General features: G+C 63.3%; 24 protein-coding genes and 1 pseudogene. 18 read left to right on the top strand and 7 right to left on the bottom strand.

Features of this window, described 5'->3' with window-relative positions:
* The first annotated feature begins 76 nt into the window (after positions 1-76).
* From O0881_RS09510 to O0881_RS09485, 6 genes are all read left to right on the top strand, one after another.
* Positions 77-730 (top strand): PepSY-associated TM helix domain-containing protein, encoded by a 654-nt coding sequence (locus O0881_RS09510; protein WP_289911039.1) that lies wholly within the window; start codon positions 77-79, stop codon positions 728-730.
* Between the two features lie 33 nt (positions 731-763).
* On the top strand, positions 764-1279 hold the full coding sequence (locus O0881_RS09505) for a DUF2271 domain-containing protein (protein WP_077407565.1): 516 nt from the start codon (positions 764-766) through the stop codon (positions 1277-1279).
* 10 nt (positions 1280-1289) lie between these two features.
* Entirely contained in the window at positions 1290-2114 is an 825-nt protein-coding gene (locus O0881_RS09500; protein WP_099666981.1) for a DUF4198 domain-containing protein, read from the top strand.
* A gap of 30 nt (positions 2115-2144) precedes the next feature.
* The gene (locus O0881_RS09495) at positions 2145-3176 is read left to right on the top strand and encodes an FAD:protein FMN transferase (RefSeq protein WP_289904058.1); all 1032 of its coding nucleotides are present in this window, start codon (positions 2145-2147) and stop codon (positions 3174-3176) included.
* Positions 3177-3188: 12 nt separating this feature from the next.
* On the top strand, positions 3189-4553 hold the full coding sequence (locus O0881_RS09490) for a sulfite reductase subunit alpha (protein WP_289911038.1): 1365 nt from the start codon (positions 3189-3191) through the stop codon (positions 4551-4553).
* A gap of 72 nt (positions 4554-4625) precedes the next feature.
* Positions 4626-5177, top strand: a complete 552-nt coding sequence (locus tag O0881_RS09485; RefSeq protein WP_289911037.1) for a glutathione peroxidase — start codon at positions 4626-4628, stop codon at positions 5175-5177.
* 13 nt (positions 5178-5190) lie between these two features.
* On the opposite strand, the gene O0881_RS09480 is transcribed toward O0881_RS09485, so the two are convergent.
* The 6 genes from O0881_RS09480 to O0881_RS09455 form a co-directional block, all read right to left on the bottom strand.
* Positions 5191-6417, bottom strand: coding sequence for a DUF2325 domain-containing protein (locus O0881_RS09480; protein WP_289911036.1), 1227 nt, complete (start codon positions 6415-6417; stop codon positions 5191-5193).
* 37 nt (positions 6418-6454) lie between these two features.
* Positions 6455-6781 carry a hypothetical protein gene (locus O0881_RS09475; RefSeq protein ID WP_251350423.1) on the bottom strand — a complete coding sequence of 109 codons (327 nt, stop codon included), beginning with the start codon at positions 6779-6781 and terminating at the stop codon, positions 6455-6457.
* A gap of 85 nt (positions 6782-6866) precedes the next feature.
* The gene (locus O0881_RS09470) at positions 6867-7064 is read right to left on the bottom strand and encodes a hemin uptake protein HemP (RefSeq protein ID WP_034750559.1); all 198 of its coding nucleotides are present in this window, start codon (positions 7062-7064) and stop codon (positions 6867-6869) included.
* 248 nt (positions 7065-7312) lie between these two features.
* Positions 7313-8119 (bottom strand): helix-turn-helix domain-containing protein, encoded by an 807-nt coding sequence (locus O0881_RS09465; RefSeq protein ID WP_289911480.1) that lies wholly within the window; start codon positions 8117-8119, stop codon positions 7313-7315.
* 340 nt (positions 8120-8459) lie between these two features.
* Positions 8460-9104 carry a response regulator transcription factor gene (locus O0881_RS09460; RefSeq protein ID WP_034783426.1) on the bottom strand — a complete coding sequence of 215 codons (645 nt, stop codon included), beginning with the start codon at positions 9102-9104 and terminating at the stop codon, positions 8460-8462.
* Positions 9105-9258: 154 nt separating this feature from the next.
* Positions 9259-9726, bottom strand: a complete 468-nt coding sequence (locus O0881_RS09455; RefSeq protein WP_099666987.1) for a universal stress protein — start codon at positions 9724-9726, stop codon at positions 9259-9261.
* A 466-nt stretch (positions 9727-10192) separates the two neighbouring features.
* Here O0881_RS09455 and O0881_RS09450 point away from each other — a divergent pair, with 466 nt between their 5' ends.
* Together O0881_RS09450 and O0881_RS09445 are read left to right on the top strand one after the other, a co-directional pair.
* Entirely contained in the window at positions 10193-11059 is an 867-nt protein-coding gene (locus O0881_RS09450; protein WP_289911035.1) for a protein phosphatase CheZ, read from the top strand.
* The gene (locus tag O0881_RS09445) at positions 11059-12948 is read left to right on the top strand and encodes a chemotaxis protein CheA (protein WP_289911034.1); all 1890 of its coding nucleotides are present in this window, start codon (positions 11059-11061) and stop codon (positions 12946-12948) included. Before O0881_RS09450 ends, O0881_RS09445 begins: the two co-directional genes overlap by 1 nt.
* Before the next feature lie 348 nt (positions 12949-13296).
* Here the strand turns inward: O0881_RS09445 and O0881_RS29230 are convergent.
* Positions 13297-14010: pseudogene (locus tag O0881_RS29230) on the bottom strand (S41 family peptidase); the annotation flags it as partial.
* Between the two features lie 587 nt (positions 14011-14597).
* Here O0881_RS29230 and leuC point away from each other — a divergent pair.
* The 10 genes from leuC to trpA all read left to right on the top strand — a co-directional run bounded on the left by leuC (position 14598) and on the right by trpA (position 25685).
* A complete protein-coding gene (leuC, locus tag O0881_RS09435; RefSeq protein ID WP_289904070.1) occupies positions 14598-16001 on the top strand; it encodes a 3-isopropylmalate dehydratase large subunit in 1404 nt (467 codons plus the stop codon).
* A 68-nt stretch (positions 16002-16069) separates the two neighbouring features.
* Positions 16070-16192 carry an entericidin A/B family lipoprotein gene (locus O0881_RS09430; protein ID WP_010400408.1) on the top strand — a complete coding sequence of 41 codons (123 nt, stop codon included), beginning with the start codon at positions 16070-16072 and terminating at the stop codon, positions 16190-16192.
* A 51-nt stretch (positions 16193-16243) separates the two neighbouring features.
* Positions 16244-16891: a 3-isopropylmalate dehydratase small subunit gene (leuD, locus tag O0881_RS09425; RefSeq protein WP_251350427.1), complete on the top strand. Its 648-nt coding sequence runs from the start codon at positions 16244-16246 to the stop codon at positions 16889-16891.
* An 11-nt stretch (positions 16892-16902) separates the two neighbouring features.
* Positions 16903-17973 carry a 3-isopropylmalate dehydrogenase gene (gene leuB, locus O0881_RS09420; protein ID WP_289911032.1) on the top strand — a complete coding sequence of 357 codons (1071 nt, stop codon included), beginning with the start codon at positions 16903-16905 and terminating at the stop codon, positions 17971-17973.
* 45 nt (positions 17974-18018) lie between these two features.
* Positions 18019-19146, top strand: coding sequence for an aspartate-semialdehyde dehydrogenase (gene asd / locus O0881_RS09415; RefSeq protein WP_071653756.1), 1128 nt, complete (start codon positions 18019-18021; stop codon positions 19144-19146).
* 244 nt (positions 19147-19390) lie between these two features.
* Positions 19391-21880: a FimV/HubP family polar landmark protein gene (locus tag O0881_RS09410; protein WP_289911031.1), complete on the top strand. Its 2490-nt coding sequence runs from the start codon at positions 19391-19393 to the stop codon at positions 21878-21880.
* A gap of 173 nt (positions 21881-22053) precedes the next feature.
* On the top strand, positions 22054-22857 hold the full coding sequence (gene truA, locus O0881_RS09405) for a tRNA pseudouridine(38-40) synthase TruA (RefSeq protein ID WP_289911030.1): 804 nt from the start codon (positions 22054-22056) through the stop codon (positions 22855-22857).
* A gap of 22 nt (positions 22858-22879) precedes the next feature.
* Positions 22880-23563, top strand: coding sequence for a phosphoribosylanthranilate isomerase (locus O0881_RS09400; protein WP_099666996.1), 684 nt, complete (start codon positions 22880-22882; stop codon positions 23561-23563).
* Positions 23556-24806, top strand: a complete 1251-nt coding sequence (gene trpB / locus O0881_RS09395; RefSeq protein WP_289898564.1) for a tryptophan synthase subunit beta — start codon at positions 23556-23558, stop codon at positions 24804-24806. The genes O0881_RS09400 and trpB overlap by 8 nt, the downstream gene beginning before the upstream one ends.
* A gap of 81 nt (positions 24807-24887) precedes the next feature.
* Positions 24888-25685 carry a tryptophan synthase subunit alpha gene (trpA, locus tag O0881_RS09390; RefSeq protein ID WP_251350432.1) on the top strand — a complete coding sequence of 266 codons (798 nt, stop codon included), beginning with the start codon at positions 24888-24890 and terminating at the stop codon, positions 25683-25685.
* Positions 25686-25802: the final 117 nt, after the last annotated feature.

The following is a 25802-nucleotide window of genomic DNA, read 5'->3' as shown; positions in this document are numbered from 1 at the left end:
AACTTTGATTGAAGGATGGGAATGAAGCACACTGACTTGTCGCGCCACCTGGCCCGCTCCTTGCCGGGAGCGCTCGATGGGTAATGCGGGCGCAGCAGACAAGGCCAAGAACAACGCCAGCCGCGCCGTCTGGCTGAAGAACTTGCATCAATGGCACTGGATCAGCTCAGCGCTTTGCCTGCTGGGCATGTTTCTGTTCGCCATTACCGGCATCACCTTGAACCACGCCGGCCAGATCGAAGCCAAGCCGGCGGTCACGCGCCAGAAGGCGGCGTTGCCGGTACCCCTCGTCACGCAACTGGCCGCGTATGCCGCCAAGCACGATGGCGCCAATGCGCCCATGCCGGCCGACGCCGAAGCCTGGCTCAAGCAGCAGTGGTCGCTCAATGCGGGCGGCCGTCCCGCCGAATGGTCGATCGACGAAGTCTACCTGCCGCTGCCCAGGGCGGGTGGCGACGCCTGGGTGCGCATCGGCCTGGAAGACGGGGCCGCCGAATACGAATTGACGGACCGGGGCTGGGTCTCCTGGCTCAACGATGTCCACAAGGGCCGCAACACGGGCGTGGCGTGGAGTTGGTTCATCGACATCTTTGCCGGCGCCTGCATCGTGTTTTGCCTGACGGGCTTATTGATTTTGAAGTTCCACGCGGCCAACCGGCCATTTACCTGGCCGATGGTTGGCCTCGGTATCTTGATACCTTGCGCGATCGCCTTGCTGTTTATTCATTGATCGTTTTTATTCTTACTTTTTTACAGGCACACCATGAAATTACGCTACACCCTGGCGCTTGGCCTTCCCCTGATCGGTACGTCGGCGATGGCGGCCGACCTGTCCCTCAAGCTTGAACTCCCGCAATTGAACGTGGCGGAATACCACCGTCCTTACGTGGCGGCGTGGCTGGAAACGGCGGACCAGAAGGTGGTTGGCAACCTGGCCGTGCTGTACGACGTGAAAAAGAAGGACAAGGTCGGCGAGAAGTGGCTGAAGGACATGCGCCAATGGTGGCGCAAGAGCGGCCGCGACCTGGCCATGCCCGTGGACGGCGTCAGCGGCGCCACGCGTGCGCCGGGCGAACATACCTTGACCTTCCCAGGCGCCAAGGCCTTGCTCGACAAGTTGCCGGCCGGCGAATACCAGGTGGTGGTGGAAGCGGCGCGCGAAGCGGGCGGACGCGAACTGGTGCGCGTGCCGTTCCAGTGGCCGCTGAAATCGGCCCAGTCCGTGCCAGCCAAAGGCAAGGAAGAACTCGGTAATGTCGTCGTCCAACTCAAACCATAAGGCGCACCCCATGTTCAAGCAATTCAACAAACCCCTGATCGCCCTGGCCCTGGCTGGCCTGGCCATGAACGCCCACGCCCACCGCGGCTGGATGGTGCCATCGAGCACGATGGTGGAAAGCAAGGACGCCTGGGTGACGGTGGATGCCGCCGTCTCCGACGGCCTGTTCGAGATCGACCACCAGCCGCTGCGCCTGGACGCGCTGCAAGTCATCGGCCCGGACGGTGCCAAGGTCGCGCCAGCAAATACGCTGACGGGCCGTTTGCGCAGCGTCTTCGACGTGAAAATGGAAAAGCCGGGCACGTACAAGGCGGCCATCGTGTCGCAAAACGTGATGGGCAGCTACACCGTGAACGGCGAGCAGAAGCGTTTCCGCGGCAACGAGGAAACCTTCAAGAAAGACGTGCCGGCCGACGCGAAAGACGTGAAAATCACGCGCACGGCAGCGCGCCTGGAAACTTTCTTCAGCAATGGCGAAACCAGCACGGAAGTGTTCAAACCGACGGGCGTGGGCCTGGAATTCGTGCCGGTGACGCACCCGAACGACTTGCGCGCGGGCGAGAAAGCCACCTGGCGTTTCTTGATCGACGGCAAGCCGGCGGCGAACCAGGCGTTCAGCCTGGTGCCAGGCGGCGTGCGCTATCGTGGCGTGCTGGGGGAAATCCGCCAGAGCACGGATGCCAAGGGCGAGATCACGTTCACCGTGCCGGCCGCCGGCATGTACTACCTGAGCAGCACCTGGCCAGCGGCCGCCCCAGCCGTGGCCGGCCAGCCGCCCGTGATGCCGGAGCGCCGCGCCACCTACGCGGCTTCCGTGGAAGTGCTGCCGCAGTAAGCGGCGGCATCTTCGCGAGCGAGAGCGCCGATGCGCCGGGTCCTGCTGCCGCAGCATATTTCCGATCAGGTCGCGCCGCCCGGCGCCGCGATCCGGGACTTGCGCGGCCTGTCGATGGGCACCAGCTGGTCGGTGCGCTTGCTGGAGTCCTCCATGCCGGGACGCGCGGGCAGCGCCGACCTGCAGCAGGGCTTGCAGCAGCAGCTGGATCTTGTTGTAGCGCAAATGAGCCACTGGGACGAGGACTCGGACCTGGGCCGCTTCAACCGGGCCGAGCCCGGCAGCTGGCACAGCCTGCCCGCCGCCTTTTGCGAGGTGCTGGGCTTTGCCATGCACGTGTCGCAGGCGTCCGGCGGCGCGTATGACCCGTGCGCCGGTACCCTCGTCAACCTGTGGGGCTTCGGCCCCCGCAACCGCTACGACGAGCCCGGCTTCCTGCCGCCGAAAGACGATACCGTGGCGCTGCTGCTGGCGCAGCGCCAGCGCCGCCGCCTGGAACTGGACTTGCCGGCCCGCCGCGCGCGCCAGCCGGGCGGCTTGCAGCTGGATTTGTCCGCCGTGGCCAAGGGCTATGGCGTGGACCGCCTGGCCCGCTACCTGGACAGCCAAGGCATCCATCATTACCTGGTCGAAGTGGGCGGCGAGCTGCGCGGCGCCGGCAGCAAGCCCGACGGCCAGCCGTGGTGGGTGATGCTGGAACAGGTCGATGGCGTTGCCGATAATGCACAGCATCCGCCGGAAATGCTGTTGGCGCTGCACGGCTTGTCCGTGGCGACGTCGGGCGATTACCGGCGTTTCTTCGAGGATGGCACGGTGCGTTTCTCGCACACCATCGATCCGCGCAGCGGCATGCCGATCGCCAATCAACTCGCCTCCGTCACCGTCGTGCACGCCGAATGCATGGCGGCCGATGCCTGGTCGACGGCCTTGACGGTGCTGGGCCCGGAAGCCGGCATGGCGCTGGCCGAAGAGCAGGGCCTGGCCGCGCGCTTCCTGCAGCGCGACGGCGATGGCTACCATGAAACGCTGAGCAGCCACATGCTGGCCATGCTCGACGAATGAACGATTGATTCCATGATTTTTACGCACGATACGACGCGGCTGGCCTTGCTGGCCGCCCTGTCCCTCAGTTATGCGGGCGTGTGCCTGGCGCCCTGGCTGCGCGCGCGCGCCAAGCGCCGCGCGTCCGACGCCGCGAAGGAGGCGCTGGCCAACAGTCCCGCCTGGCTGGTGGCGTATGCGAGCCAGACGGGCAATGCCGAGGAACTGGCCACGCAAACGGCGCAGAGCCTGCAACTGGCGGGCATTCCCGTGCGCCTGTGCGCGCTGGCCGACCTCACGGCCATTGATCTGCAACAAGCGGAACGGGCCTTGTTTTTGGTCAGCACGTATGGCGAAGGCGATGCGCCCGACAATGCGGCCGCCTTCATGGGCCGTTTGATGACGGGCGAACTGGCGCTGCCGCAATTGCACTACGCCGTGCTGGCCCTGGGCGACCGCAGCTATGGCCAGTTCTGCGGCTTCGGCCGCGCGCTCGATGCCTGGCTGGCGGAGCAGGGCGCCTCGCGCCTGTTCGAGCGCATCGAAGTCGACCGCAGCGCCAGCGCCACCATCGAGCAATGGTTCCAGCACCTGAGCCACCTGGCCGGCACCAGCGACGCACCCGACTGGAGCGCGCCCGCCTTCGGCGACTGGCGCCTGACGCGTCGGCAGTTGCTCAATCCTGGCAGCGCCGGCGGCCCCATCTATCACGTGGAATTGGCGCCCGTGGCGGGCAGCCTGCCTGACTGGCAGTCGGGCGACCTGGTGCAGGTGGCCGCGCCGCTTGATCCTGCGCAACCGCGCGAGTATTCGATCGCCTCGATTCCGCGCGACGGCGGCGTGCACTTGCTGGTGCGCCAGCATGCGCATCCCGACGGCAGCCTGGGCCTGGCCTCCGGCTGGCTCACGGCGCAGGCCGCTGTCGGCGACGTGGTGCAACTGCGCTTGCGCCAGCACCGGCGTTTCCGCCTGGAAGACAATGCCCAGCGGCCCCTGATTTTAATTGGCAACGGCAGCGGCATCGCCGGCTTGCGCGGCCATTTGAAAAGCCGCGTGCTGGCAGGGCAGCGGCGCAATTGGCTGATCTTTGGCGAACGCAACCTGGCTCACGATTTCCATTATCGCGAGGAAATTGAGCGCTGGCATGCCAGCGGCGACTTGCCGCGCCTGGACCTGGCGTTTTCGCGCGACCAGGCCGAGCGGACCTATGTGCAGGACCGCTTGCGCGGCAATGCCGATGAAATCAAATTGTGGCTGCAGCAGGGCGCGGCCATCTACATTTGCGGCAGCCTGGCCGGCATGGCGGGCGGCGTCGACCAGGCCCTGCAAGACATGCTGGGACGGCCCGCGCTCGACGCGCTGGCAGCGGAAGGGCGCTACCGGCGCGACGTCTACTGAGTTGTTGACGCCGCCAGCGCGTTCGCGCACACACGGCTATCATGATTGTTTTATCCGCCGAGGAGATACATCATGAGCGACAGTATTTACGACATTCCCTTGCGCCGCATCAATGGCGAACCCACCAGCCTGGACGCCTATCGCGGCAAGGTCGTGCTGGTGGTCAATGTCGCCTCCGCCTGCGGCTTGACGCCGCAGTACGAAGGATTGGAAAAGCTCTACGCCGACAAGCAGGCCGAGGGCCTGGTGGTGGCCGGTTTTCCCGCGAATGAATTCGGCGCGCAGGAGCCGGGCAGCAATGCCGAGATCGCCGACTTTTGCCGCGGCACCTTTGGCGTGCAATTTCCCATGTTTGAAAAAATCGTCGTCAAGGGGCCGGGCCAGCATCCGCTGTACCAGCGCCTGGTGCAGGAGCAGCCGCGGGCGCAGGAAAAACCGGGCAGCGATTTCCGCGCCAAGCTGGCCGGCTACGGCATCACGCAGGAGCATCCCGGCGACGTGCTGTGGAATTTCGAGAAGTTTTTGATCAGCAAGGACGGCAAGGTGGTGGGGCGTTTCGCGCCCGACACCACGGTCGACGATGCGCTCTTGCGCGAAGCGATCGCGCGCGAGTTGCAGGCCTAGGTTTAGGCCTGGCTCAGTCGGCGGCGTCCAGCGCGGCCGGCTCCATCTCGCCACTGACTTCCTGCAAGCCCCGTGCCAGGCTGGAAATGCTGGGGTTGTCGATGAAGACGCAGCGCTTGCCCGTGCGCTTGCAATAATCCTTCACGCGCCAGTAGGCGCTGTGGCTGATGCAGCCCGTCTGGCAAATCACCAGGTCGGCCGCCGCCAGGCTCGAATCGAGCAGGTTGGCATTGTCTTCCAGGCCGCCGTCGTGGTGGGCGAATTGCGCGCCGACCCGCTCGATCAGGGCGCGGTAGGTGGCGACATTGCCGCTGCGCCCGCCCACGCACAGGACGCTTTGATCGACGAGGCGGATCGGCATTTTCAGCTTGCCGCCCGTCGGCACTTCCAGCTTCGGCGCCGGTGGCGGCACGGCCGCGGCCGGACGTGGCTGGGCTTGCTTCAAATCCGCGATTTGCTGGCGCAATTCCTTTTCGCGCTCATCCATTTGCGCCAGACGTTCGACCAGGCGCGTGCGCGATTCCAGCGCCGGGATGGCCGCCTGCAATTGCGCCAGTTCCGCGCGCAAGCCGTCGATCACGCTATCCTTGCCGATCGCCTCGGCACGCGTGCGCAGCAGCACGGCTTCCTGGCGTTCCAGTTCGCCCGTCTTTTCCATCAGTGCGGCCTGGCTGCGCTGTTGCAGCTTGGCCAGTTCGTGCGTCAGGCGCGTATTTTCTTCCTGCAAGGCCGTAAACTTGCCCATGTCGGCGCGCACGCAGGCGCCGGCCTGGTGCTGGATCATGTGCAAGTCTCTGCACATCTGCTCTTCCAGCTCGGCGTCGCAGCGCGGGTGCGTCAGGCCGGCCCAGAAAGCGCCCGACACGTCGCCGTTGGCGACGGCCGTGCGCCACAGTTCGGCCACTTGCTCCGTCGTCTTGGCGCCGCGAAAGCGCAGGATCACGGGGGCGTAGCGGCGTTCGAGTTCCTTTTGCAGCGCTTCGGACAGGCGGTTGCGCGCGCCGCATTCCGTCACGGCGCCCACGTGCACTTCGTAATCGTCGGCCAGCACGCGCCCGCCCGTCATCTTGCCCACGAGCTTGCGCAAGTATCCCAGGGGCAAGCCCACGCCGACCAGCGGGCAATGACAGGTATGCGACAGTTCCCACAGCCGACGGCGGCGTGAAGCGAGCGCGGCCGGTTCGGCCCCGCCGCTGGAACAATTGCTGATGACGGGCAGGGACTGGTCTTTGTCACACATGGCGATATCCTGTTGGGCGATGGGGATGGAAAAGAAATTATTGCGGCAGGGGCGAGGCGGGGCGCTTGGCGCTCAGCATGCGCGCCAGGCGCTCAAGCCAGCTGGTCCTGGGCGGTGCGGGCCGGTGCAGCGCCACGAGGGCAGCCCATTGCTGCGACAGTTGCTGGCAGGTCGCTTGCAGCACGGGGCCCAGGCCGGGCGAGTTTGACAGCACTTGCAGATGGCGTTCGATGACACCCGCCAGTTTCTCGCAGGGACTGCCCGCATGGTAGTGCGACATCAGGTGCAGCACGGCCGACAGCAGCAATTCGGGCTGTTGGCCTTGCGGGGGAGGAAACATCGGGGAAGGTCGGTCGTTCGCCATCAAACACTCCTGTGCGGTGGTTTGGCTGGCTGCGCGCACGGGGCGCGACTGGCTGGCGAGTGTGGTGACTGGCTGCCGTGCTGCTTCAGGCAGTCAGGATCAGCTTGTTCAATTGGGTGACGCGCAAGCGATAGATCTTGCCGCTGTGCTCAATCTCCACTTCGCGGCCCTGCTGCAGCAGCGCTTCGCTGGTGATGCGGCGCGCCGGCTGGGCCATGCTGACGGGAGGACGGACGTGGGCGGTAGCGGCATCCTGGATCAAGGCTGGTTTTGAGCTTTGCATGTTGGGCTTTCTTTGTCTCAGTTGAGAATGATTCGTATTTGCATTATTGTTGAATGTGGCCCGAAAAGCAAGGCTTATTTGTGCGGAATCCGCGCTTTTTTACGGTGGGATGGCAGTGTGGGAGCGAGTGCTGCGCAAAGGCGGCCGCTGGCGCGGCGCGGAAGGGGGCGGCAGCAAAAAAGACCCGGCAAGGCAGTGCGCCTTGGCCGGGTCAAGCCTGTGCCAAGCTTGAGGAAATCGGGATGAGGCTAGATGGTGGCCAGCAATTGCACCGAGGCGCTGGCGGCCGCGGTGGTATCGGCCTTGAGCTTGGCGGCGGCCAGCTGCTTGGCGCGCGAGCGCGAAGGCGGCAGGCGGCGCAGGGTTTTCAGGGCGTCCGGATCCTTGATGCCGATGGTGCGTTGGTCAACCGTGATCAGGCCGATTTCATTGAAGGCGGAAAGGGTGCGGCTGACCGTTTCCAGGGTCAGGCCCAGGTAGCTGCCGATTTCATGGCGCGTCATGCGCAGGTTGAACAGCTTGCTCGAGTAGCCCATCTGCGCAAAGCGGTCGGCCAGCGAGACGAGGAAGCGCGCCACGCGGGCTTCAGCGCTGAGGGCGCCCAGCATGCCGATCATGGCTTGCTCGCGCACCAGTTCGCGGCTCATCACGCCGTACATGACATTTTCCAGTTCCAAGTGGACACGGCCCAGCGCCGTGAGTTTCTTGAACGGCAGCAGGATCAGGTCGCAGTCGGACAGGGCCACCGCTTCCGAGGAATAGTGGCGCGAGTGGATGCCGTCGACGCCCAGCATGTCGCCCTTCATGGGAAAGCTGAGCACCTGCTCATTGCCGAATTCATCGATGAGCACGGTTTTCAGGAAGCCCGAATTGACGATGTACAGGGTGTCGAACGGCTGGCCGATCGTATGCACGCGCTGGCCCGTCTTGAATTGCACGTGCTGGAACAGCAGTTCGTCGGCGGCGATGGTGCAGGCGCTGGAGATATGCAGCAGGTCGCACACCTCCTTCAGGTTCGACCAGAGCCGGCCCTGGCGCTGGCGTCCCGCTTCCATCGGAGCGGAGGGGGCCAGCGATGGTGAGGCGGCGCGGGTGTCGGGCATTTGCGTGGACAGCATGTTCATCTCCTGGTGACAGGTAGTTCAGAGTTGAATGACGGGGTGCACGGGACGGCGGGCAGGCGTGGGCCGGCGGCGCGCGTTCGGGCAGGTAATGCTCAATTCGCTGAAGACTTGCTGTGTGATGAAATAACTTTCCAGCAACTTGATTACTGGTTTCAGTATGCCAACAAGCGTATGCAATTAATATCAGCAGTGGCTGAATATGGCAGTAGGAGCTGTGGTAGATGAAGTAGGATTGTTCCTACAGTCGACGCGCGGGCGCGCGCCGCCGTATTCAGGTCTTGAAGGGGGAGAGCAGGCGGTGCGCCACGGCATACTGGACCATTTCAGACAGCGAACTCATGCCCATCTTTTGCATGATGCGCGTCTTGTGCGTACTCACTGTCTTGACGCTCAGATGCAGGTTGTTGGCAATTTCCGTGATCGACTTGCCTGCCACCAGCAGGGAAAAGACTTCGAATTCGCGGTCCGACAACTGTTTATGCAGCAAGCTTTCATTCGGCATCATGATGTTGAGCACGAGCTGCTCCGCCACCTCGGCGCTGATGTAGGGACGTCCCGACGCCACCTTGTGGATGGCGCCCACGAGCTGGGTGCCCGCGCTTTCCTTGGTCAGATAGCCTTGCGCGCCGGCGCGGATGGCGCGCACCGCATACTGCTCTTCCTCGTGCATGGTGAGGATCAGGATGGACAGCTTGGGCGCCTCGCTGCGGATTTGCCGGATCAGGTCGACGCCGCTGCGGCCCGGCATCGACAGGTCGAGCAGCAACAGGTCGAAGCCGCCCTGGCGCACATGGTTGAGTACTTCAAAACCGTCGATGGCTTCACCCACGATGTCGATATCCGGCGCGCCGTCAAGGATGCGCTTCAATCCTTCACGCATGATGGTGTGGTCGTCGGCAATCACAATACGTATCATAGGCGGGCAATCTGGTGGCGTGTAATCTGCTCTGTCCGTCACCGGACAATCAAATGTTGAGAAACGAGAAATGTTGTCATTTTAACCGAAGCGGCCGCACTGTGCCTTTTCTTGCGATGTGCCGGTGCGACGGCCCCCGTGGCCATGTGACCCCTTATTTTGTCGGGGGTTCCTTGATCAGCCTATGCACCAGCACGGGCAATTTCGAGTGCGACAGCACCTTGTTGGTCACGCTGCCCAGCAGCAGCTGACCCCAGCCGCTGCGGCCATGCGAACCCATGAAAATCAGGTCGCATTGCTGCAATTGCGCCACTTCCACGATTTTCAGGGCGGGACTGTCGGAAAAGGCCGTCAATCCCGTCGCTTGCAAGCCCCGCTTGGCAGCCGCGTCGAGCACGGGTTGCCAGTGGTCGGCGCCCGCCTTGCGCATGGCGACGCGGTATTCCTCTTCGCTGGGATAGCTCGGCGGAATGATTTCGATGTACACCGGGTACTGGTACTCGGGCGCCACATACACGGCAAGGATGTCGGCGTGCATTTGTTCGGCAAAGGCAACGCCGGCACAGGCCGTCAAGTTGGAGACGGTGGAGCCGTCCGTGGCGATCAGAATTTTCTTATACATGGCAGGTCCTTTGGCAGTGACTCAGCGCGCGCAACGCCTCTCATTGTAGACGTCGCGGCAGCATTGTATTCATGTAAAGACTTGATAATTATCAATACTACTGCACCTTCAGTATAGACAACATTGGCAGAAAGATCGTGTTTAGCTGCGGCAGGGTCCGCCTGGCGCCGTTGTACAGGCGCTTGAGAGCAGGATTTCTTGTGTCGCGCGTGGTCTTGCACGCACGCCAATGGTAGTATTTCAAAATACAACAGCAGGAACACTTATTTCCTGGCGGAAAAGCTCTTGCGGACCCGCTTTGCACCAGGAAGCGCGTTTTGAGATTTACCAACAGGGCGGCGCCCTGCTACACTCGCACCATCGCAGCGGTATTGCCTCAAATCATCTTAATCGAGAAATTGTGGGTATCAGTCTGTAAAACGCACAGTTCAGGCGGAATTTTGACAAATTATGGAGAAGCAGGGATATGACCAACGCCGCTGATGATTTCGATGCATTATTCGATGAAGTATCCGCGCAAAGCGCGGCCGCAGCCACGCCGGCACCTGCCGCCGCGCCCGCTCCCGCCGTGATCGCGGATGACGATTTTGATGCGCTGTTCGACTCCGTGTCGGCCAGCGTCGCCGTACCGGCAGCCGCAGCGGCGCCGGTGGCTGCCGCGCCAGCCGCAGCGGAAGCGGCCCCCGTGGCCGGCGCCGACGCGCCTGGCGAAGCGGCCGACCCGGTCGACCAGTCCGACAAGCCGATGTTCGAGCGCCTGGGCGGCATCGTGCGCCTGCTGCACGATTCGCTGCGCGAACTGGGCTACGACAAGGCGTTGACGGAAGCGTCGTCGCAGATCGTCGACGCCCAGGACCGCCTGGAATATGTCGCCACCCTGACGGAACAGGCCGCCAACAAGGTCTTGAACACGCTCGACGAGGGCATGCCGGCGCAGGACGTGCTGTCGAAGAAAGCCAAGGACATGGACGGCCGCTGGACGGCGCTGTTTGACGGCAAGCTGAGCCTGGAAGAATTCAAGGCCCTGGCCGGCGATTCGCGCCAGTTCGCGCAAGCCGTTGCCGAAGCGACGGAAGCGGAAAAAGCCCGCTTGCTGGAAATCATGATGGCCCAGGACTTCCAGGACATCACGGGCCAGCTGATCAAAAAAGTGGTCAACATCACCAAGACGGTGGAAAACGAGCTGGCTCAGCTGCTGCGCGACAACGCGCCGGCCGAGGTGCGCGAAAAACTGGCGCAAAAGCCGGTGCCGCTGATGCAGGGCCCGTCCGTGCCGTCGGTGGCGCTGGACCAGGATAATGTAGACGACCTTCTTGCGGATTTGGGATTCTAATGGACGATATGCTCAAGGATTTCGTCGTTGAGGCGATGGATCTTGCGGTTAATGTTGAAGAGCACTTATTGCGCCTCGAGCGTGATCCTGACAACAAGGAAACACTGAATGCCGTGTTTCGTTCCTTCCACACCATCAAGGGTGGCGCCGGTTTCATGGGCCTGCCTGCGCTGGTGGCGGCCTGCCACCTGACGGAAAACCTGTTCGACGCCTTGCGCACGGGCGCCGCGCCCGTGACGCCGATCGCCATCGAGGCGGCGCTGCAAGCGTCCGGTTTCGTGGCCGACCAGCTGACGGAGCTGGCAAATGGCGCCGCGCCGGAAAGCTTGCCGGCCATGCCGGAAGAGCTGGAACACATCCTGACGAACGCCATCGAAGGCAAGGGCATGGACGCGCCTGCGCCTGCCGCCGCCGTGGTGGCGGAAGCGGCCGCGCCTGTTGCCGAGGTCGCTGAAGTGCTTGCGGCCGCGCCTGCCGCTGTCGTGACCACTGCCAGCGCCGATGGCCTGGACTGGGAAGGCATGTATAACGCCGTCGTGCCCGAGGGCAGCCGCGTCGCTGCCGCACCGGTGTCCGTCGTCGCCGCTGCGCCTGCCGTCGTGGCCGCCGCGCCTGCCGCTGCTGCCGCCGCCAAACCGGCCGCCAAGGCCTGGGATGGCGCCGAACGCCGCGAAGAGCGTCCGGAAGTGCGCCATGCCGCGCCCGTCAAGGAAGACAGCATCCGCGTCGACGCCGTCAAGCTCGACGCATTGCTGGAAGTGGCCGGCGAATCCGTGCAGGCCGCCAACCAGGCTGCCGTGCTGCTCGAGCGCTTGCTGCAATTCAAATTCGAAGGCCAGGCCGCCACCTTGATGGCGACCCTGGCGGAAACCCTGGAACGCGCTTCGCGTTACTCGACGGAACTGCAGCGGGCCACCCTGGCCACGCGCATGCAGCCCGTCGGCCGCCTGTTCCAGAAATTCCCGCGCCTGGTGCGCGAACTGGCCAAGGACCTGGGCAAGGATGTCGAACTGACCATCGAAGGCGCGGAGACGGAAGTCGACCGCGTGGTGGTCGACAGCCTGTACGATCCGCTCGTGCACATGCTGCGCAACTCGCTCGACCACGGCGTCGAATCGCCGGAAGCGCGCCTGGCTGCGGGCAAGCCCGCCAAATCGTATATTTCACTGAAGGCATGGCAGGAAGCCAACAGTGTCATGATCGTGCTGCAGGATGACGGCAAGGGCATGGACCCGGCTTTCCTGCGCAGCAAGGCCCAGCAAAAGGGCTTGATCAGCGAAAACGCGCAGTTGAGCAACGATGAATGCTTCCAGCTGGTGTTCCTGCCGGGCTTCTCGACCAAGGAAGTCGCCTCCAGCGTCTCCGGGCGCGGCGTGGGCATGGACGTGGTGAAAACGGCCGTGGAGAAAAACCGCGGCGCCATCCACATCGAATCGGCGCTGGGCAAGGGCACGAAATTTGCCATCCGCCTGCCGATCGAACTGTCGATCGTGCCGACCATGCTCGTGTCGACCTCGGGCGCCGCGCTGGCGCTGCCGATGGCCGTGGTGCAGCGCGTCGTCGAATTGCCGGAAACCTTCATGGAAGTGGGCGGCGCGCCCGTGCTGAAAGACCAGGGCCGTCCATTGCCCGTGCGGTCGCTGGCCGGTTCGCTGGGCTACGAATCGTGCAGCGAGCGCGTCGGCATTGTTGTCGCTGCGCCACAGCCGTACATTCTCGCCGTGGAAGCCGTCGATGGCACGGCCGACCTCGTGATCAAGCCGATGACGGCCATCACCGTGGAAGGCATCACGGGCACGGCCCGCTCGGCCGAAGGCGAGCTGGTGCTGGTCGTCGGCCTGTCGTTCCTGATGGACGGTTGCCGCAGCAGCGTGCGTCTGGCGGCCTGAGGACACCTGACCAAACCTGCTGCGCGTCGGCATAGGCGGCCTGCGATGCTCACCGTACCAGAGTACGGTTGCGCTTCTTAGCCACCTCTCCCTTCCGCTCGCGACGGTTTTGTCAGGCGTCGTAAGTATTGCTTTATTCATTAAAAAGCCCGCTATGTGTAGCGGGCTTTTTTGATGGTGCCAGCGGCGTAAAATGTTGTCCGGGCGCAAAGTTCCGCCTTCCAGCCAGCGCTGCACGCGCACGATTTCCTGGGCGCGGCCCGCCTCGTCCTTCGGCGGCGGCAAATAGATGTCGGGCATGATGCCGCCCAGGTCCACCTGCAGCTGCGGCAAGCGGGCAGAGCGGGAGGTAGCGTATTGCAGGTGGCGCTGGCCCGACGGCAGGATGTGCAGGCGCATGTTCGAATAATCGAGCGCGCCGTAACTGTTGCGTCCGATCAATTTCACATGAAAACTTTGCCGCGCCGCCAGCAGAAATTCTTCGCAGGAACTGGCGCAGTCGCGGTCGACCAGCACCGCCACGCGCGCCGGCCGGCGTGGCTCCGGCGTTTCCACGCGCGTATAGCTGACGGTGCCGCTGCTTTGCTGCGGCGCGTATTGGCCCGGCTTGACGGTGCGCATCTGCGTCACGGCCTGGGTCGCAAAGGCGGCGCACGCCTGGTCGCCGGGCGCCAGCAGCGCGCAGACTTTTTCCTGGCCGTCGATATTGGCCGGCGTGGACAGCCATTCGGCGCCCATCGTGACTATTTCGTCCGAACTGATCCAGGACAACAGCGGCGCATACGTGCTGTCGCTGCCGCCGCCGTTGCGGCGCACGTCGAGGATCCAGTTGGGACGGGCCGCCAGCGCCGTGCGGTGCGTGTCGAGCAGCTTGGCCACGGCGGCGCGGTAGCTGCCGTGAAAGCTGGGCAAGGTCAGGAGCACGGTCGAGTCCGACAATATCTGCAGCGCCGGCTCCTTCGTTAGCGCTGCCTGTCCTGGCGCGGCCGGCCGTGCCGGCGCCGGTTTGGCGATGTCGAGCGCGCTGCCTGGCTTGATATGCAGGTGGCCCTTGCGCCACATGCGTGCATAGTTTTCCAGGATTGCATCGCAGGCCTTGCCGTCGGCCGCGCCGGCCGCCGCCGTGGTGGCCGTGGCCAGCGCCAGGTCGAAATATGCCTGGCCCTTTTGCTCCAGGTGCTGGCGCGCGCCCGTGTCGTTTTCCAGCAGGAAGGGTGCTATGGCGCGCAAGTCCTGCACGCAGGTGTCTCCCGGCGTAGTAGCCGCCGCATGGCTGGCGGCCAGGGTGAGGGCGGCCAGTGCCAACAAGTTCAGTTTCATCGAGGTCTCCAGGTGGGCCGGCGCGTGTGCGCCGGTCATTATTGTTGAAATACAATACACGAAAGATTGAGGAAAAAATATCCATTTCGGGTGGCGCCGTGGCTCGTTCGGCAGCCCGCCTGCGGATGGGGTCGGCATGCCGCCAATATGCCGATATCGGCAATTTCCAGCTCATATCCAACAATGTGGCCGAACTTTGTATCGCCAATCCCACGCTTTTGCCTGTTTCGGTTCTGTATTCCCCGATATATGGCATAATCCTTGTGGATCACCGTATGACTTGGTATCACTTGATCACTTAAACAGGCTGTGGCAACGCTGCATAAATCATGATGAAGACGCTTTACGACAAACTTTGGGAATCCCACGTTGTTCGGGCCGAAGATGATGGCACGACAATTCTGTACATCGACCGGCACCTGCTGCACGAAGTCACCAGCCCGCAAGCCTTCGATGGCCTCAGCGTGGCGGGCCGCCAGCCGTGGCGCATTTCCGCCAACCTGGCCGTGGCCGACCATAACGTGCCCACCACCAGCCGGGTCGACGGCATTGCCGACCCGGTCTCGCGCCTGCAGGTGGAAACCCTGGACAAGAACGCCCGGCACTATGGCTTGACCTACTTCAACATGAACGACAAGCGTCAGGGTATCGTGCATGTGATCGGCCCCGAGCAGGGCGCGACCTTGCCCGGCATGACGGTCGTCTGCGGCGATTCGCACACGTCCACGCACGGCGCGTTCGGCGCGCTGGCGCACGGCATCGGCACGTCCGAAGTGGAACACGTGCTGGCCACGCAGACCTTGTTGCAAAAGAAATCCAAATCCATGCTGGTGCAGGTCGACGGCGCCTTGCCGGCCGGCGTGACGGCGAAAGATATCGTGCTGGCCATCATCGGCAAGATCGGCACGGCCGGCGGCACGGGCTACTGTATCGAGTTCGGCGGTTCGGCCATCCGTGCCCTGTCGATGGAAGGCCGCATGACGGTGTGCAACATGGCCATCGAGGCGGGCGCGCGCGCCGGCATCATCGGCGTGGACGACACCACCATCAATTACGTCAAGGGCCGTCCGTTTTCGCCGGCCGGCCCGCACTGGGAACGCGCCGTGGCCTACTGGCGCACCCTGCATTCGGACCCGGGCGCCCGCTTCGACCTCGTCGTCACCCTGAACGCGCAAGACATCGTGCCGCAAGTGACCTGGGGCACGTCGCCCGAGATGGTGATCGGCGTCGATGGCCGCGTGCCGGACCCCGACCAGGAAAAAGACAGCGTCAAGCGCGATGCGATGGAAAAGGCGCTCGTCTACATGAACCTCAAGCCGAACACGGCCATCGAAGATATCCGCATCGACAAGGTCTTCATCGGTTCCTGCACCAATTCGCGCATCGAGGATTTGCGCGCGGCAGCGGCCGTGGTGCGCGGCAAGTACCGCGCCTCGAACGTCTCGCTGGCGCTGGTGGTGCCCGGTTCCGGCCTGGTCAAGGATCAGGCGGAGCGCGAGGGACTCGACCGCATCTTCAAGGATGCCGGTTTCGAGTGGCGCGAGCCGGGCTGCTCCATGTGCCTGGCCATGAATGCGGACCGCCTGGAACCGGGCGAACGCTGCGCGTCCACGTCGAACCGCAACTTCGAAGGCCGGCAAGGGCAGGGCGGGCGTACCCACCTGGTGTCGCCCGCGATGGCGGCCGCGGCAGGTATCGCCGGCCACTTTGTCGACGTGCGGGGCTTGCGATGACGGCAGGGACTGGTGCCGCTGGTTTACACTAGCGTTCCCAGTCCCTTACTTACTATCAAGAAATCATCATGAAAAAACTCTTCGCCCTCCTCATCGCCACCGTCATCTTGTCTGGCTGCAACACCGTCTCCGGCATCGGCCGCGATGTGCAGAAAGTCGGCCAGGTTGTCACTGGCGCCGGCGGAAAATAAACCGCGACGTGCCGGCGCCCTGCGCCGCGCGTCTTACCGAGTAGAAACAGCATGGATAAATTTACGATTTACGAAGGCCTGGTCGCCCCGCTGGACCGCGCCAACGTCGACACCGACGCGATTATCCCGAAGCAATTCCTGAAATCGATCCACCGCAGCGGTTTCGGCCCCAACCTGTTCGACGAATGGCGCTACCTCGACCATGGCGAACCGGGCCAGGACAACAGCCGCCGCCCGCTGAACCCGGAGTTCGTGCTCAACGAGCCGCGCTACCAGGGCGCCTCGATCTTGCTCACGCGCAAGAATTTCGGCTGCGGTTCCTCGCGCGAACACGCGCCGTGGGCGCTCGATCAATATGGCTTCCGCGCCATCATCGCGCCCTCGTTTGCCGACATCTTCTTCAATAATTGCTACAAGAACGGCTTGCTGCCCATCGTGCTGTCGGAAAGCCAGGTCGAGCACCTGTTCAATGAAGTCAAGGCCTTCCCCGGCTTCAAGCTGGTGGTGGACCTGGAGCAGCAATGCGTGCGCACCAGCAATGGTTCCGTGTCGTACCCGTTCGAGATCGATGCCTTCCGCAAATATTGCCTGATGAATGGGCTCGACGATATCGGCCTGACCCTGCGCCACGCGGACGATATCCGCGCCTTCGAAGAGCGTCATTTGAACAATCAGCCTTGGCTCGCCAACGTCATCTAATCGATAAAAATATGAAAATTGCAATCTTACCCGGCGACGGCATCGGTCCTGAAATCGTCGCGCAAGCCGTCAAGGTCTTGAATGTGCTGGGCGAATCGTTCGAGCTGGAAAGCGCGCCCGTGGGCGGCGCCGGCTATGCGGCCCATGGCCACCCCTTGCCGGAAGGCACGCTGGCCCTGGCCAAGGCGGCCGATGCCGTGCTGTTCGGCGCCGTGGGCGACTACCAGTACGACAATCTGGAGCGCCAGTTCCGCCCGGAACAGGCGATCCTGGGCCTGCGCAAGAACCTGGGCCTGTTCGCCAACCTGCGTCCGGCCATTTTGTATCCGGAACTGGCGGGTGCCTCGACCCTGAAGCCGGAAGTGGTGTCCGGCCTGGACATTTTGATCATCCGCGAATTGACGGGCGACATTTATTTCGGGCAACCCCGCGGCGTGCGCGAGTGCCCGGACGGTCCGTTCAAGGGCCAGCGCGAAGGTTACGACACCATGCGCTATGCGGAAGGCGAAATCCGCCGCATCGCCCACGTGGCCTTCCAGGCCGCGCAAAAGCGCGACAAGCGCCTCACCAGCGTGGACAAGGCGAACGTGCTGGAAACGTTCCAGTTCTGGAAAGACATCGTCATCGACGTGCACAAGGAATACCCGGATGTTGCGCTCGATCATATGTATGTCGATAACGCGGCCATGCAGCTGGTGCGGGCGCCGAAGAAATTCGACGTCATGGTGACCGGCAACATGTTCGGCGACATCTTGTCGGACGCGGCCGCCATGCTGACGGGTTCGATCGGCATGCTGCCGTCGGCCTCGCTGGACGCCAACAACAAGGGCCTGTACGAGCCATCGCACGGTTCGGCGCCCGATATCGCGGGCAAGGGCATCGCCAATCCGCTGGCGACGATCTTGTCGGCCGCCATGATGTTGCGTTATTCGCTGAATCGTGAAGAGCAGGCAAACCGCATCGAAACGGCCGTGAAGCAGGTGCTGGCGCAGGGCTTGCGCACGGCCGACATCCATGAAACGGGCACGACTTTGGTCGGTACCGAGGCCATGGGTGATGCAGTTGTAAAAGCACTGGGATAAAATAGTCTAATGACGGCAGTCGCCGTCTCATCTTGAGGAATGGTAATGAAATTAGTTGGCTTGGTAGGTTGGCGCGGTATGGTCGGTTCGGTCCTGATGCAGCGCATGCAGGAAGAGGGCGATTTCGCCCACATCGAACCGGTGTTTTTCACCACTTCGAACACGGGCGGCGCGGCGCCGGCCATGGCGAAGAATGAAACCATCCTCAAGGATGCCAACAACATCGCCGAACTGTCCAAGTGCGACATCATCATTTCCTGCCAGGGCGGCGACTACACGAGCGCCGTCTTCCCGCAGCTGCGCGCGGCGGGCTGGAACGGCTACTGGATCGATGCGGCCTCGACCTTGCGCATGGAAAAAGACGCCGTCATCGTGCTCGACCCCGTCAACCTGCACGTCATCAAGGATGCGCTGGGCAAGGGCGTCAAGAACTATATCGGCGGCAATTGCACCGTGTCCTGCATGATGATGGGCCTGGGCGGCCTGTTCCAGCACGACCTGATCGACTGGATGACGTCGATGACGTACCAGGCGGCATCGGGCGGCGGCGCGCAGCACATGCGCGAACTGCTGACGCAATTCGGCACCATCAACGGTTCCGTCAAGGCGCTGCTGGACAACCCCGCTTCCGCCATCCTGGAAATCGACCGCCAGGTGCTGGCCACCCAGCACGGCTACTCCCCAGATGAAATCAAGCAATTCGGCGCGCCGCTGGCCGGCAACCTGATCCCGTGGATCGACAAGGACCTGGGCAACGGCCAGTCGAAGGAAGAGTGGAAGGCCGGCGCGGAAACCAACAAGATCCTGGGCCGCGGCATCGATTTCGGCACGAAGGAAATCCCGGTCGACGGCCTGTGCGTGCGCATCGGCGCCATGCGCTGCCATTCGCAAGCCTTGACCATCAAGCTGAAAAAAGACGTGCCGCTCGATGAAATCAACGACATCATCGCCAGCAACAACCAATGGGTGAAATTCGTGCCGAACACGCGCGAAGCGTCCGTGCGCGATCTGTCGCCGGCAGCCGTCACGGGCAGCCTGACGATTCCCGTCGGCCGCGTGCGCAAGATGAGCATGGGCGGCGAATACCTGTCCGCGTTCACCGTGGGCGACCAATTGCTGTGGGGTGCGGCCGAGCCGCTGCGCCGCATGCTGCGTATTTTGTTGGACGCATAACGGCAATTAATTGCTGATCCAGATCAAGCCGGGGCTGTTTTCCCGGCTTTTTTTTCGTCCTGAGCCCGTCAAGGCTCAACCATGCGGAGCTTGCATAGCTCTGGGCATGATGATATGTTGATACCTCTGGAAAAGTAACAGTTTTCCCATGTCAACTAAGATGCCGCCAACTATGCCTGTACACACTCGTCCCCGGGTCGCCTCCCTTGCCATTAAAACACTCAGCAGCGCTGTCGCCTGTGCGGTGTTATTGTCACCGGCGGTATCCGCAGCCGAGCTGGGCAAGATCACGGTGCTGTCCGCCGCCGGCCAGCCGCTGCGCGCCGAGGTCGAATTATCGGCCGTCAAGCCAGGCGAGGCTTCGAGCCTGCTGGCCAAGCTGGCGCCGCCGGACGCCTACCGCCAGGCCAACGTGGAATTCAATCCCGCCCTGAACGCCTTGACGTTTGCCGTGGAAAACCGCAACGGCAAGTCCTTCATCCGCATCAGCTCGGCGCAACCGGTGGCCGAACCCATGGTCGACCTGCTGCTGGAGCTGAGCAGCAAGAGCGGCCGCCAGGTGCGCGAATATGCGTTCGTGCTCGACACGCCCGAAGCGCGCCAGACGCGCGGCGCGCAAGTGACGGCGCCAGTCGAGCCTGGCAAGGCCAAGCCGGCCGCTGCCGCTGCTGATTCTGCGCCACCAGCCGCGAAAAAGGCGGCAGGCGAATACAAGGTCAAGGCGGGCGACACCCTGAGCCGCATCGCCAGCGAACTGAAGCCATCGGGCGTGTCGCTCGACATGATGCTCGTCGCCCTGTACCGCGCCAATCCCGATGCCTTCAAGGGCGAGAACATGAACCGCATGCAGGCCGGGCGCATCCTGGCCGTGCCGGGTGCGGACACCGTGCGCGCCACCGGCGCGGCCGAAGCGAAGGGCATCGTGACGGCGCACGCCATCGATTTCGACGCCTACCGCAACAAGCTGGCTGGCCAGGTGTCGCAAAGCAAGCCGGCCAAGGCCGCGCAGGCGACGCAAAGCACGGCCGGCAAGATCGGCCCGACCAAGGTGCAGGAAAAACCGACGGCCGTGAGCGAGTCGCAAGACAAGCTGAAACTGTCGAAGGCGGAGCCGGCGGCCAAGTCGGCCGGCAAGAGCGCCGTTGCCAGCGAAGAAGACAAGATCGCCAAGGCGAAGCAGGTCGATGAAGCGGCCGCCCGCGTCAAGGAACTGGAAAAGAACGTCAGCGACCTGGAAAAGTTGATGGCGGTCAAGAGCAAGGCCATGGCCGACAAGAGCGCCCCGGCGCCCGCCAAGCCGGCCGAGGCCGCTGCCAGCGCAGCGGCAAGCGCCGTTGCCAGCGCACCTGCCGAAGCCCAGCCGCCCGTACCGAAGGCAAAACCGGTGCCGCTGGTGAAAAAGCCATCGCCGCTGGAACCGACCTTCGCCGACAAGATCAGCGACCACCTGGGCGCTATCGGCATCGGCCTGGCCGCGCTGCTGGCCGCCGTGGCCGCGCTGGTGATCGCGCGCCGCCGCAAGGAGACGCCGCCGCCCGCCGAAGATATCGCCCCCGTGTTCGAGCCGGAAGCGCCAGTGGCGCCGCCGGCCGGCCTGGCGCCGGAAGACCAGCAGTCCGAAGCGAGCAACCACCTGTTCGGCACGGGCGCCGCCGCTGCCGGCGTGGCCGCCGCAGCGGGCGCCAGCATGCTCGACGCGAATGAAACGGATCCCGTCGCCGAAGCGGACGTGTATATCGCCTACGGCCGCGATGGCCAGGCGGAAGATATCCTCAAGGAAGCCTTGCGCATCCACCCCGAGCGCCATGCGGCCCGCTTGAAGTTGCTGGAAATCTATTCGGCCCGCAACGACGTGCGCGCGTTTGAAGACCAGGCCAGCGAGCTGTACAGCCTGACGCGTGGCCAGGGCGAAGAGTGGCCGCAGGCCGCTGCCTTGGGCCTGGCGCTCGACCCTTCCAATCCCCTGTATGGCGATACGGAAGACGACGCCGTTGTCAGCCTGAGCAAGGCTGCCGGCGACGACTTGCATGGCCAGAGCATGGACTTGCCGGACGATTTGTCTACTCCTGCGCCGCTGGCTGACCTGGCGCCGGCCGAACCGGTGTCTTCCGTGGCGGCCCGCGATGCGCGCGATCCGCTCGATTTTGACCTCGACAGCCTCGATTTCGAGCCCGTTTCCACCAGCGACCCGATCGTCATGCCGGGGCCGGACAGCAAGCCTGTTTCTGCCGCGCAGGATGCGCACTATGTGCACTATGACGCCAGCATGGATTTCGGCCTGGACCTGGAGCCGCCAGCCGGTCCCGTGAACGGCGTGGGCGCCGGCTTGACGCCGTTGCCTGATCCGTTGAAGGATGTCGACCTGGCCCATTTCGACCTCGACGAGCCTGTCGCGCCCGCTGCCGCGCCGGTGGTGGCGGCCGAGCCTTCCATCGACAGCCTGTTTGACGATGCGCAAACGCCCGCCACCTTGCCGGAAGCCATACCGCCGGCGCAGGAATTCGACCTGTCCGGCATCGACCTGGACCTCAACGATGGCAAGACGGCCAGCGTGGGCGTGGACGACCCGTTGTCGGCCATCCACATGGAAATGGATACCAAGCTGGACCTGGCGATCGCTTACCAGGAAATCGGCGACAAGGAAGGCGCGCGCGAGCTGATCGATGAGGTCATCAAGGGTGGCAGCGAAGAGCAGGTGAAGAAAGCGAATACCATGAGAGCTTTGCTGAGCTAAGCACCTGATACGACGTCCATGGCTGCGTTGCACGGTCTCGCCGTACTATTCGTACTGTCTTCGACCGCGCGCCTTGCCCTGAACGCCGTCTCAGGCGCTTGTGTGGCCGGAAGGCGGGGCCGCCTTTGCGCCGGTATAATGCTTCGATGCAAAATATTACGACAGCAACGCCATTGAAGCGTATCGTCCTCGGCCTGCAGTACGACGGCACGGCCTGGCACGGATACCAGAAGCAGGAAGACGGGCAGACGGTACAGGACCAGCTGGAAAACGCGCTGGAACAGTTTGCCCGTGTGCGCCTGGCTACCACCTGCGCCGGCCGCACGGATACGGGCGTGCATGCGCTCGAGCAAGTCGTGCATTTCGATACGGACTTGAACCGCGATGTGCACTCGTGGGTGCGCGGCGTCAACACCTTCCTGCCGAAATCCATCGCCGTGCGCTGGGCCAAGGAACTCGAAGGCGATCCGACGGTCAATGACTTCTTCCACGCCCGTTTCAGCGCGCGCGCGCGTACCTATCATTATGTGTTGTACAACAACGCTACCCGTTCGCCGCTGGTGGAAGGCCGTGCCGGTTTCTTTTTCCGTCCGCTGGACGTGGAACTGATGCGCCAGGCTGTGCAGCCGCTGCTGGGCTGGCACGATTTCACGGCCTTCCGTGCCGCGCAATGCCAGGCCAAGTCGCCTGTCAAGCTGATGCATGATATCCGCATCGAGCGGCGCGGCGATTGCGTGATTTTTACGATTACGGCCAATGCCTTCCTGCACCACATGGTGCGCAACCTGGTCGGTTCGCTCGTCTACATCGGCACGGGACGCGAAAAACCGGACTGGCTCGGGCACTTGCTTGAAAGCAAGGATCGTCATGCCGCTGCGCCCACGTTCATGCCGGACGGCTTGTACCTGGCGCAGATCGATTACGATCCGAAATGGGCCTTGCCGCAAGACAGCAGCAGCGCCTTGCCCTGGTTTTGATCTGCATCAATAAAGGATAGCCATGCCTCGCACACGCATCAAGATCTGCGGCCTGACCCGCGCTGAAGACATCCAGGCCGTCGTGGCGGCGGGCGCCGACGCCATCGGCTTCGTGTTTTATCCGAAAAGCCCCCGTTACGTCACGCCGCAGCAGGCGGCCAGCCTGATCGCCGCCATGCCGCCGTACGTGACGACGGTGGGCCTGTTCGTCAATGCCACGCTGGAAGAAGTGCAGGCAACAAAGGCCGTGGCGCCATTGTCTCTGCTGCAATTTCATGGCGACGAGACGCCCGAACACAGCGCCGCGCTGGCTGGCGCCGTGAATACGCCGTTTACGCAAGTGTTCCGCGTCAAACCCGACACCTCCTTTGAAGATTTGCTAGAATACGAACAGCGCTATCGCGCCGCCAGTCCCTTGTTTTCGAGTCTCTTGCTCGATACCTATGTGGATGCCTACGGTGGCGCAGGAAAGGTATTTGATTGGTCCCTCATTCCAAAAGAACTCGCGCCTCGGGTCGTTTTAAGTGGTGGCTTGAGCGTACAAAACGCGACTGACGCAGTGGTGCGCGTGCGCCCTTACGCCGTCGACATCAGCAGTGGTGTCGAAGCGTCCAAGGGCATCAAGGACGCGTCCCGTGTCCGCGCGTTCATCGCCGCGGTGCAGGATGCCGATGCCATCATTGCCAGAGGAAACAACCATGAATGACCACACCACCGCGCCCGGCGCAGCCGCCGCATTGTTCCACGCCACCGATTACCCGTTTCCCGACCTGCGCGGCCACTTCGGCCCGTACGGCGGTTCCTTCGTTGCCGAAACGCTCACGCATGCGCTGGCCGAACTGAAGGAAGCGTATGCCCGCTACAGCGTCGATCCGGAATTCCTGGAAGAATTCCGCTACGAGCTCAAGCATTTCGTGGGACGCCCATCGCCGATCTACCACGCCAAGCGCTGGTCCGAACTGGCCGGCGGCGCGCAAATCTATTTCAAACGCGAAGACTTGAACCACACGGGCGCGCACAAGATCAATAACGTCATCGGCCAGGCCCTGCTGGCTAAGCGCATGGGCAAGCCGCGCATCATCGCCGAGACGGGCGCCGGCCAGCACGGCGTGGCCACGGCCACCATCTGCGCCCGCTTCGGCCTCGAATGCGTGGTCTACATGGGCAGCGAAGACGTCAAGCGCCAGGCGCAGAACGTGTACCGCATGAAATTGCTGGGTGCCACCGTCGTGCCCGTCGAATCCGGCTCCAAGACCCTCAAGGATGCGCTGAACGAAGCCATGCGCGACTGGGTCACGAATATCGAAAACACCTTTTATATCATCGGCACCGTGGCCGGCCCCCATCCGTATCCGATGATGGTGCGCGACTTCCAGTCCGTGATCGGCGAGGAATGCCTGGTGCAAATGCCGGAAATGACGGGCCGCCAGCCCGACTACGTGCTGGCCTGCATCGGCGGCGGTTCGAACGCCATGGGCATCTTTTACCCGTATATCGACCAGAAAGACGTGAAACTGATCGGCGTGGAAGCGGCCGGCGAAGGCCTGGACACGGGCAAGCACTCGGCCTCGCTGACGGCCGGTTTCCCGGGCGTGCTGCACGGCAACCGCACCTACCTGCTGCAGGATGAAAACGGCCAGATCATCGAGACGCATTCCGTCTCGGCCGGCCTCGACTATCCCGGCGTAGGCCCGGAACATGCGTGGCTGAAAGACTCGGGCCGCGCGCAGTACGTGTCGATCACGGATGAAGAGGCGCTGCAGGCGTTCCACGATTGCTGCCATATCGAAGGCATCATCCCGGCCCTGGAATCGTCGCACGCGCTGGCCTACGCGGCCAAGCTGGCGGCCACCTTGCCGAAAGATAAAATTGTATTGGCCAACCTGTCGGGCCGCGGCGACAAGGACATGCATACCGTGGCGGAACGCATGGGACTCAATTTCAGCTAAACAGCTGAAAGATCCCGCGCAGGTCGGATGAGCGCATAGCGCGCCATCCGACATCTCTCACCGATAACACGAAAGCTCGCCATGTCCCGTATCTCCGCCACCTTTGCCAACTTAAAATCCAACAACAAGACCGCCCTGGTCACTTTCATTACCGCTGGCGATCCCGGTCCCGACGCCACCGTGCCCCTGATGCACGCGCTCGTCGAGGGCGGCGCCGACGTGCTTGAACTGGGCGTGCCGTTTTCCGACCCCATGGCCGAAGGCCCCGTCATCCAGCGCGCCTGCGAGCGGGCCTTGAAATTCAACGTCGGCATCCACGACGTGTTCGGCTATGTGCGCCAATTCCGCGAAACGAACCAGACGACGCCCGTGGTGCTGATGGGCTATGCGAATCCCATCGAACGCATCGGCAGCGCCGCATTTATTGATGCAGCGCAAGCGGCCGGCGCCGATGGCGCCATCGTCGTCGACTATCCGCCGGAAGAGTGCGAGGAATTCGCGGCCGCCATGCGCGCAGCGGGCCTCGACCTGATCTTTCTCCTGGCGCCCACCTCGACCGAAGAGCGCATCGCGCAAGTGGCCAAGGTTGGCGGCGGCTTCAGCTATTATGTGTCGCTGAAAGGCGTCACGGGTGCCGGCAACATTGATACGGAACAGGTGGCAGAGCGCCTCGCGGCCATCCGCCAGCATGTAAAATTGCCTATCGGCGTGGGCTTCGGCATCCGCGATGGGGCCACGGCCAAGGCCGTTGCCAAGGTCGCCGATGCCGTCGTGATCGGCAGCCGCATCATCCAGGAGATTGAAAATGCCCCGGAAGGCGGCGCCGTCGACGCCGTGCGCAGCTTTACGGCAGGCATCCGCGCCGCACTGGACGCCTGAGCAAGCTTGCCGTTTACGCAATATGCGTTGGCGGCAAAGTTCGACAGCCCGGCGATAAACGGCTACACTTCGGCCACTGATTTGCCTGTTATTGTGCAATAGATAAAATTTTTGGTG

It is taken from the genome of Janthinobacterium sp. SUN100 (assembly GCF_030397705.1).
Taxonomy (GTDB): Bacteria; Pseudomonadota; Gammaproteobacteria; order Burkholderiales; family Burkholderiaceae_D; genus Janthinobacterium; species Janthinobacterium kumbetense.
Note: the sequence above shows the minus strand (reverse complement) of the source record. Positions and strands in the feature narration are given on the sequence as shown.

Excerpts from the sequence above, each read along its gene's own strand:
- O0881_RS09510 (WP_289911039.1), top strand. The coding sequence starts at position 77 with ATGGGTAATGCGGGCGCAGCAGACAAGGCCAAGAACAACGCCAGCCGC.
- O0881_RS09505 (WP_077407565.1), top strand. The coding sequence starts at position 764 with ATGAAATTACGCTACACCCTGGCGCTTGGCCTTCCCCTGATCGGTACG.
- O0881_RS09500 (WP_099666981.1), top strand. The coding sequence starts at position 1,290 with ATGTTCAAGCAATTCAACAAACCCCTGATCGCCCTGGCCCTGGCTGGC.
- O0881_RS09495 (WP_289904058.1), top strand. The coding sequence starts at position 2,145 with ATGCGCCGGGTCCTGCTGCCGCAGCATATTTCCGATCAGGTCGCGCCG.
- O0881_RS09490 (WP_289911038.1), top strand. The coding sequence starts at position 3,189 with ATGATTTTTACGCACGATACGACGCGGCTGGCCTTGCTGGCCGCCCTG.
- O0881_RS09485 (WP_289911037.1), top strand. The coding sequence starts at position 4,626 with ATGAGCGACAGTATTTACGACATTCCCTTGCGCCGCATCAATGGCGAA.
- O0881_RS09480 (WP_289911036.1), bottom strand. The coding sequence starts at position 6,417 with ATGTGTGACAAAGACCAGTCCCTGCCCGTCATCAGCAATTGTTCCAGC.
- O0881_RS09475 (WP_251350423.1), bottom strand. The coding sequence starts at position 6,781 with ATGGCGAACGACCGACCTTCCCCGATGTTTCCTCCCCCGCAAGGCCAA.
- O0881_RS09470 (WP_034750559.1), bottom strand. The coding sequence starts at position 7,064 with ATGCAAAGCTCAAAACCAGCCTTGATCCAGGATGCCGCTACCGCCCAC.
- O0881_RS09465 (WP_289911480.1), bottom strand. The coding sequence starts at position 8,119 with ATGGAAGCGGGACGCCAGCGCCAGGGCCGGCTCTGGTCGAACCTGAAG.
- O0881_RS09460 (WP_034783426.1), bottom strand. The coding sequence starts at position 9,104 with ATGATACGTATTGTGATTGCCGACGACCACACCATCATGCGTGAAGGA.
- O0881_RS09455 (WP_099666987.1), bottom strand. The coding sequence starts at position 9,726 with ATGTATAAGAAAATTCTGATCGCCACGGACGGCTCCACCGTCTCCAAC.
- O0881_RS09450 (WP_289911035.1), top strand. The coding sequence starts at position 10,193 with ATGACCAACGCCGCTGATGATTTCGATGCATTATTCGATGAAGTATCC.
- O0881_RS09445 (WP_289911034.1), top strand. The coding sequence starts at position 11,059 with ATGGACGATATGCTCAAGGATTTCGTCGTTGAGGCGATGGATCTTGCG.
- leuC (WP_289904070.1), top strand. The coding sequence starts at position 14,598 with ATGATGAAGACGCTTTACGACAAACTTTGGGAATCCCACGTTGTTCGG.
- O0881_RS09430 (WP_010400408.1), top strand. The coding sequence starts at position 16,070 with ATGAAAAAACTCTTCGCCCTCCTCATCGCCACCGTCATCTTGTCTGGC.
- leuD (WP_251350427.1), top strand. The coding sequence starts at position 16,244 with ATGGATAAATTTACGATTTACGAAGGCCTGGTCGCCCCGCTGGACCGC.
- leuB (WP_289911032.1), top strand. The coding sequence starts at position 16,903 with ATGAAAATTGCAATCTTACCCGGCGACGGCATCGGTCCTGAAATCGTC.
- asd (WP_071653756.1), top strand. The coding sequence starts at position 18,019 with ATGAAATTAGTTGGCTTGGTAGGTTGGCGCGGTATGGTCGGTTCGGTC.
- O0881_RS09400 (WP_099666996.1), top strand. The coding sequence starts at position 22,880 with ATGCCTCGCACACGCATCAAGATCTGCGGCCTGACCCGCGCTGAAGAC.
- trpB (WP_289898564.1), top strand. The coding sequence starts at position 23,556 with ATGAATGACCACACCACCGCGCCCGGCGCAGCCGCCGCATTGTTCCAC.
- trpA (WP_251350432.1), top strand. The coding sequence starts at position 24,888 with ATGTCCCGTATCTCCGCCACCTTTGCCAACTTAAAATCCAACAACAAG.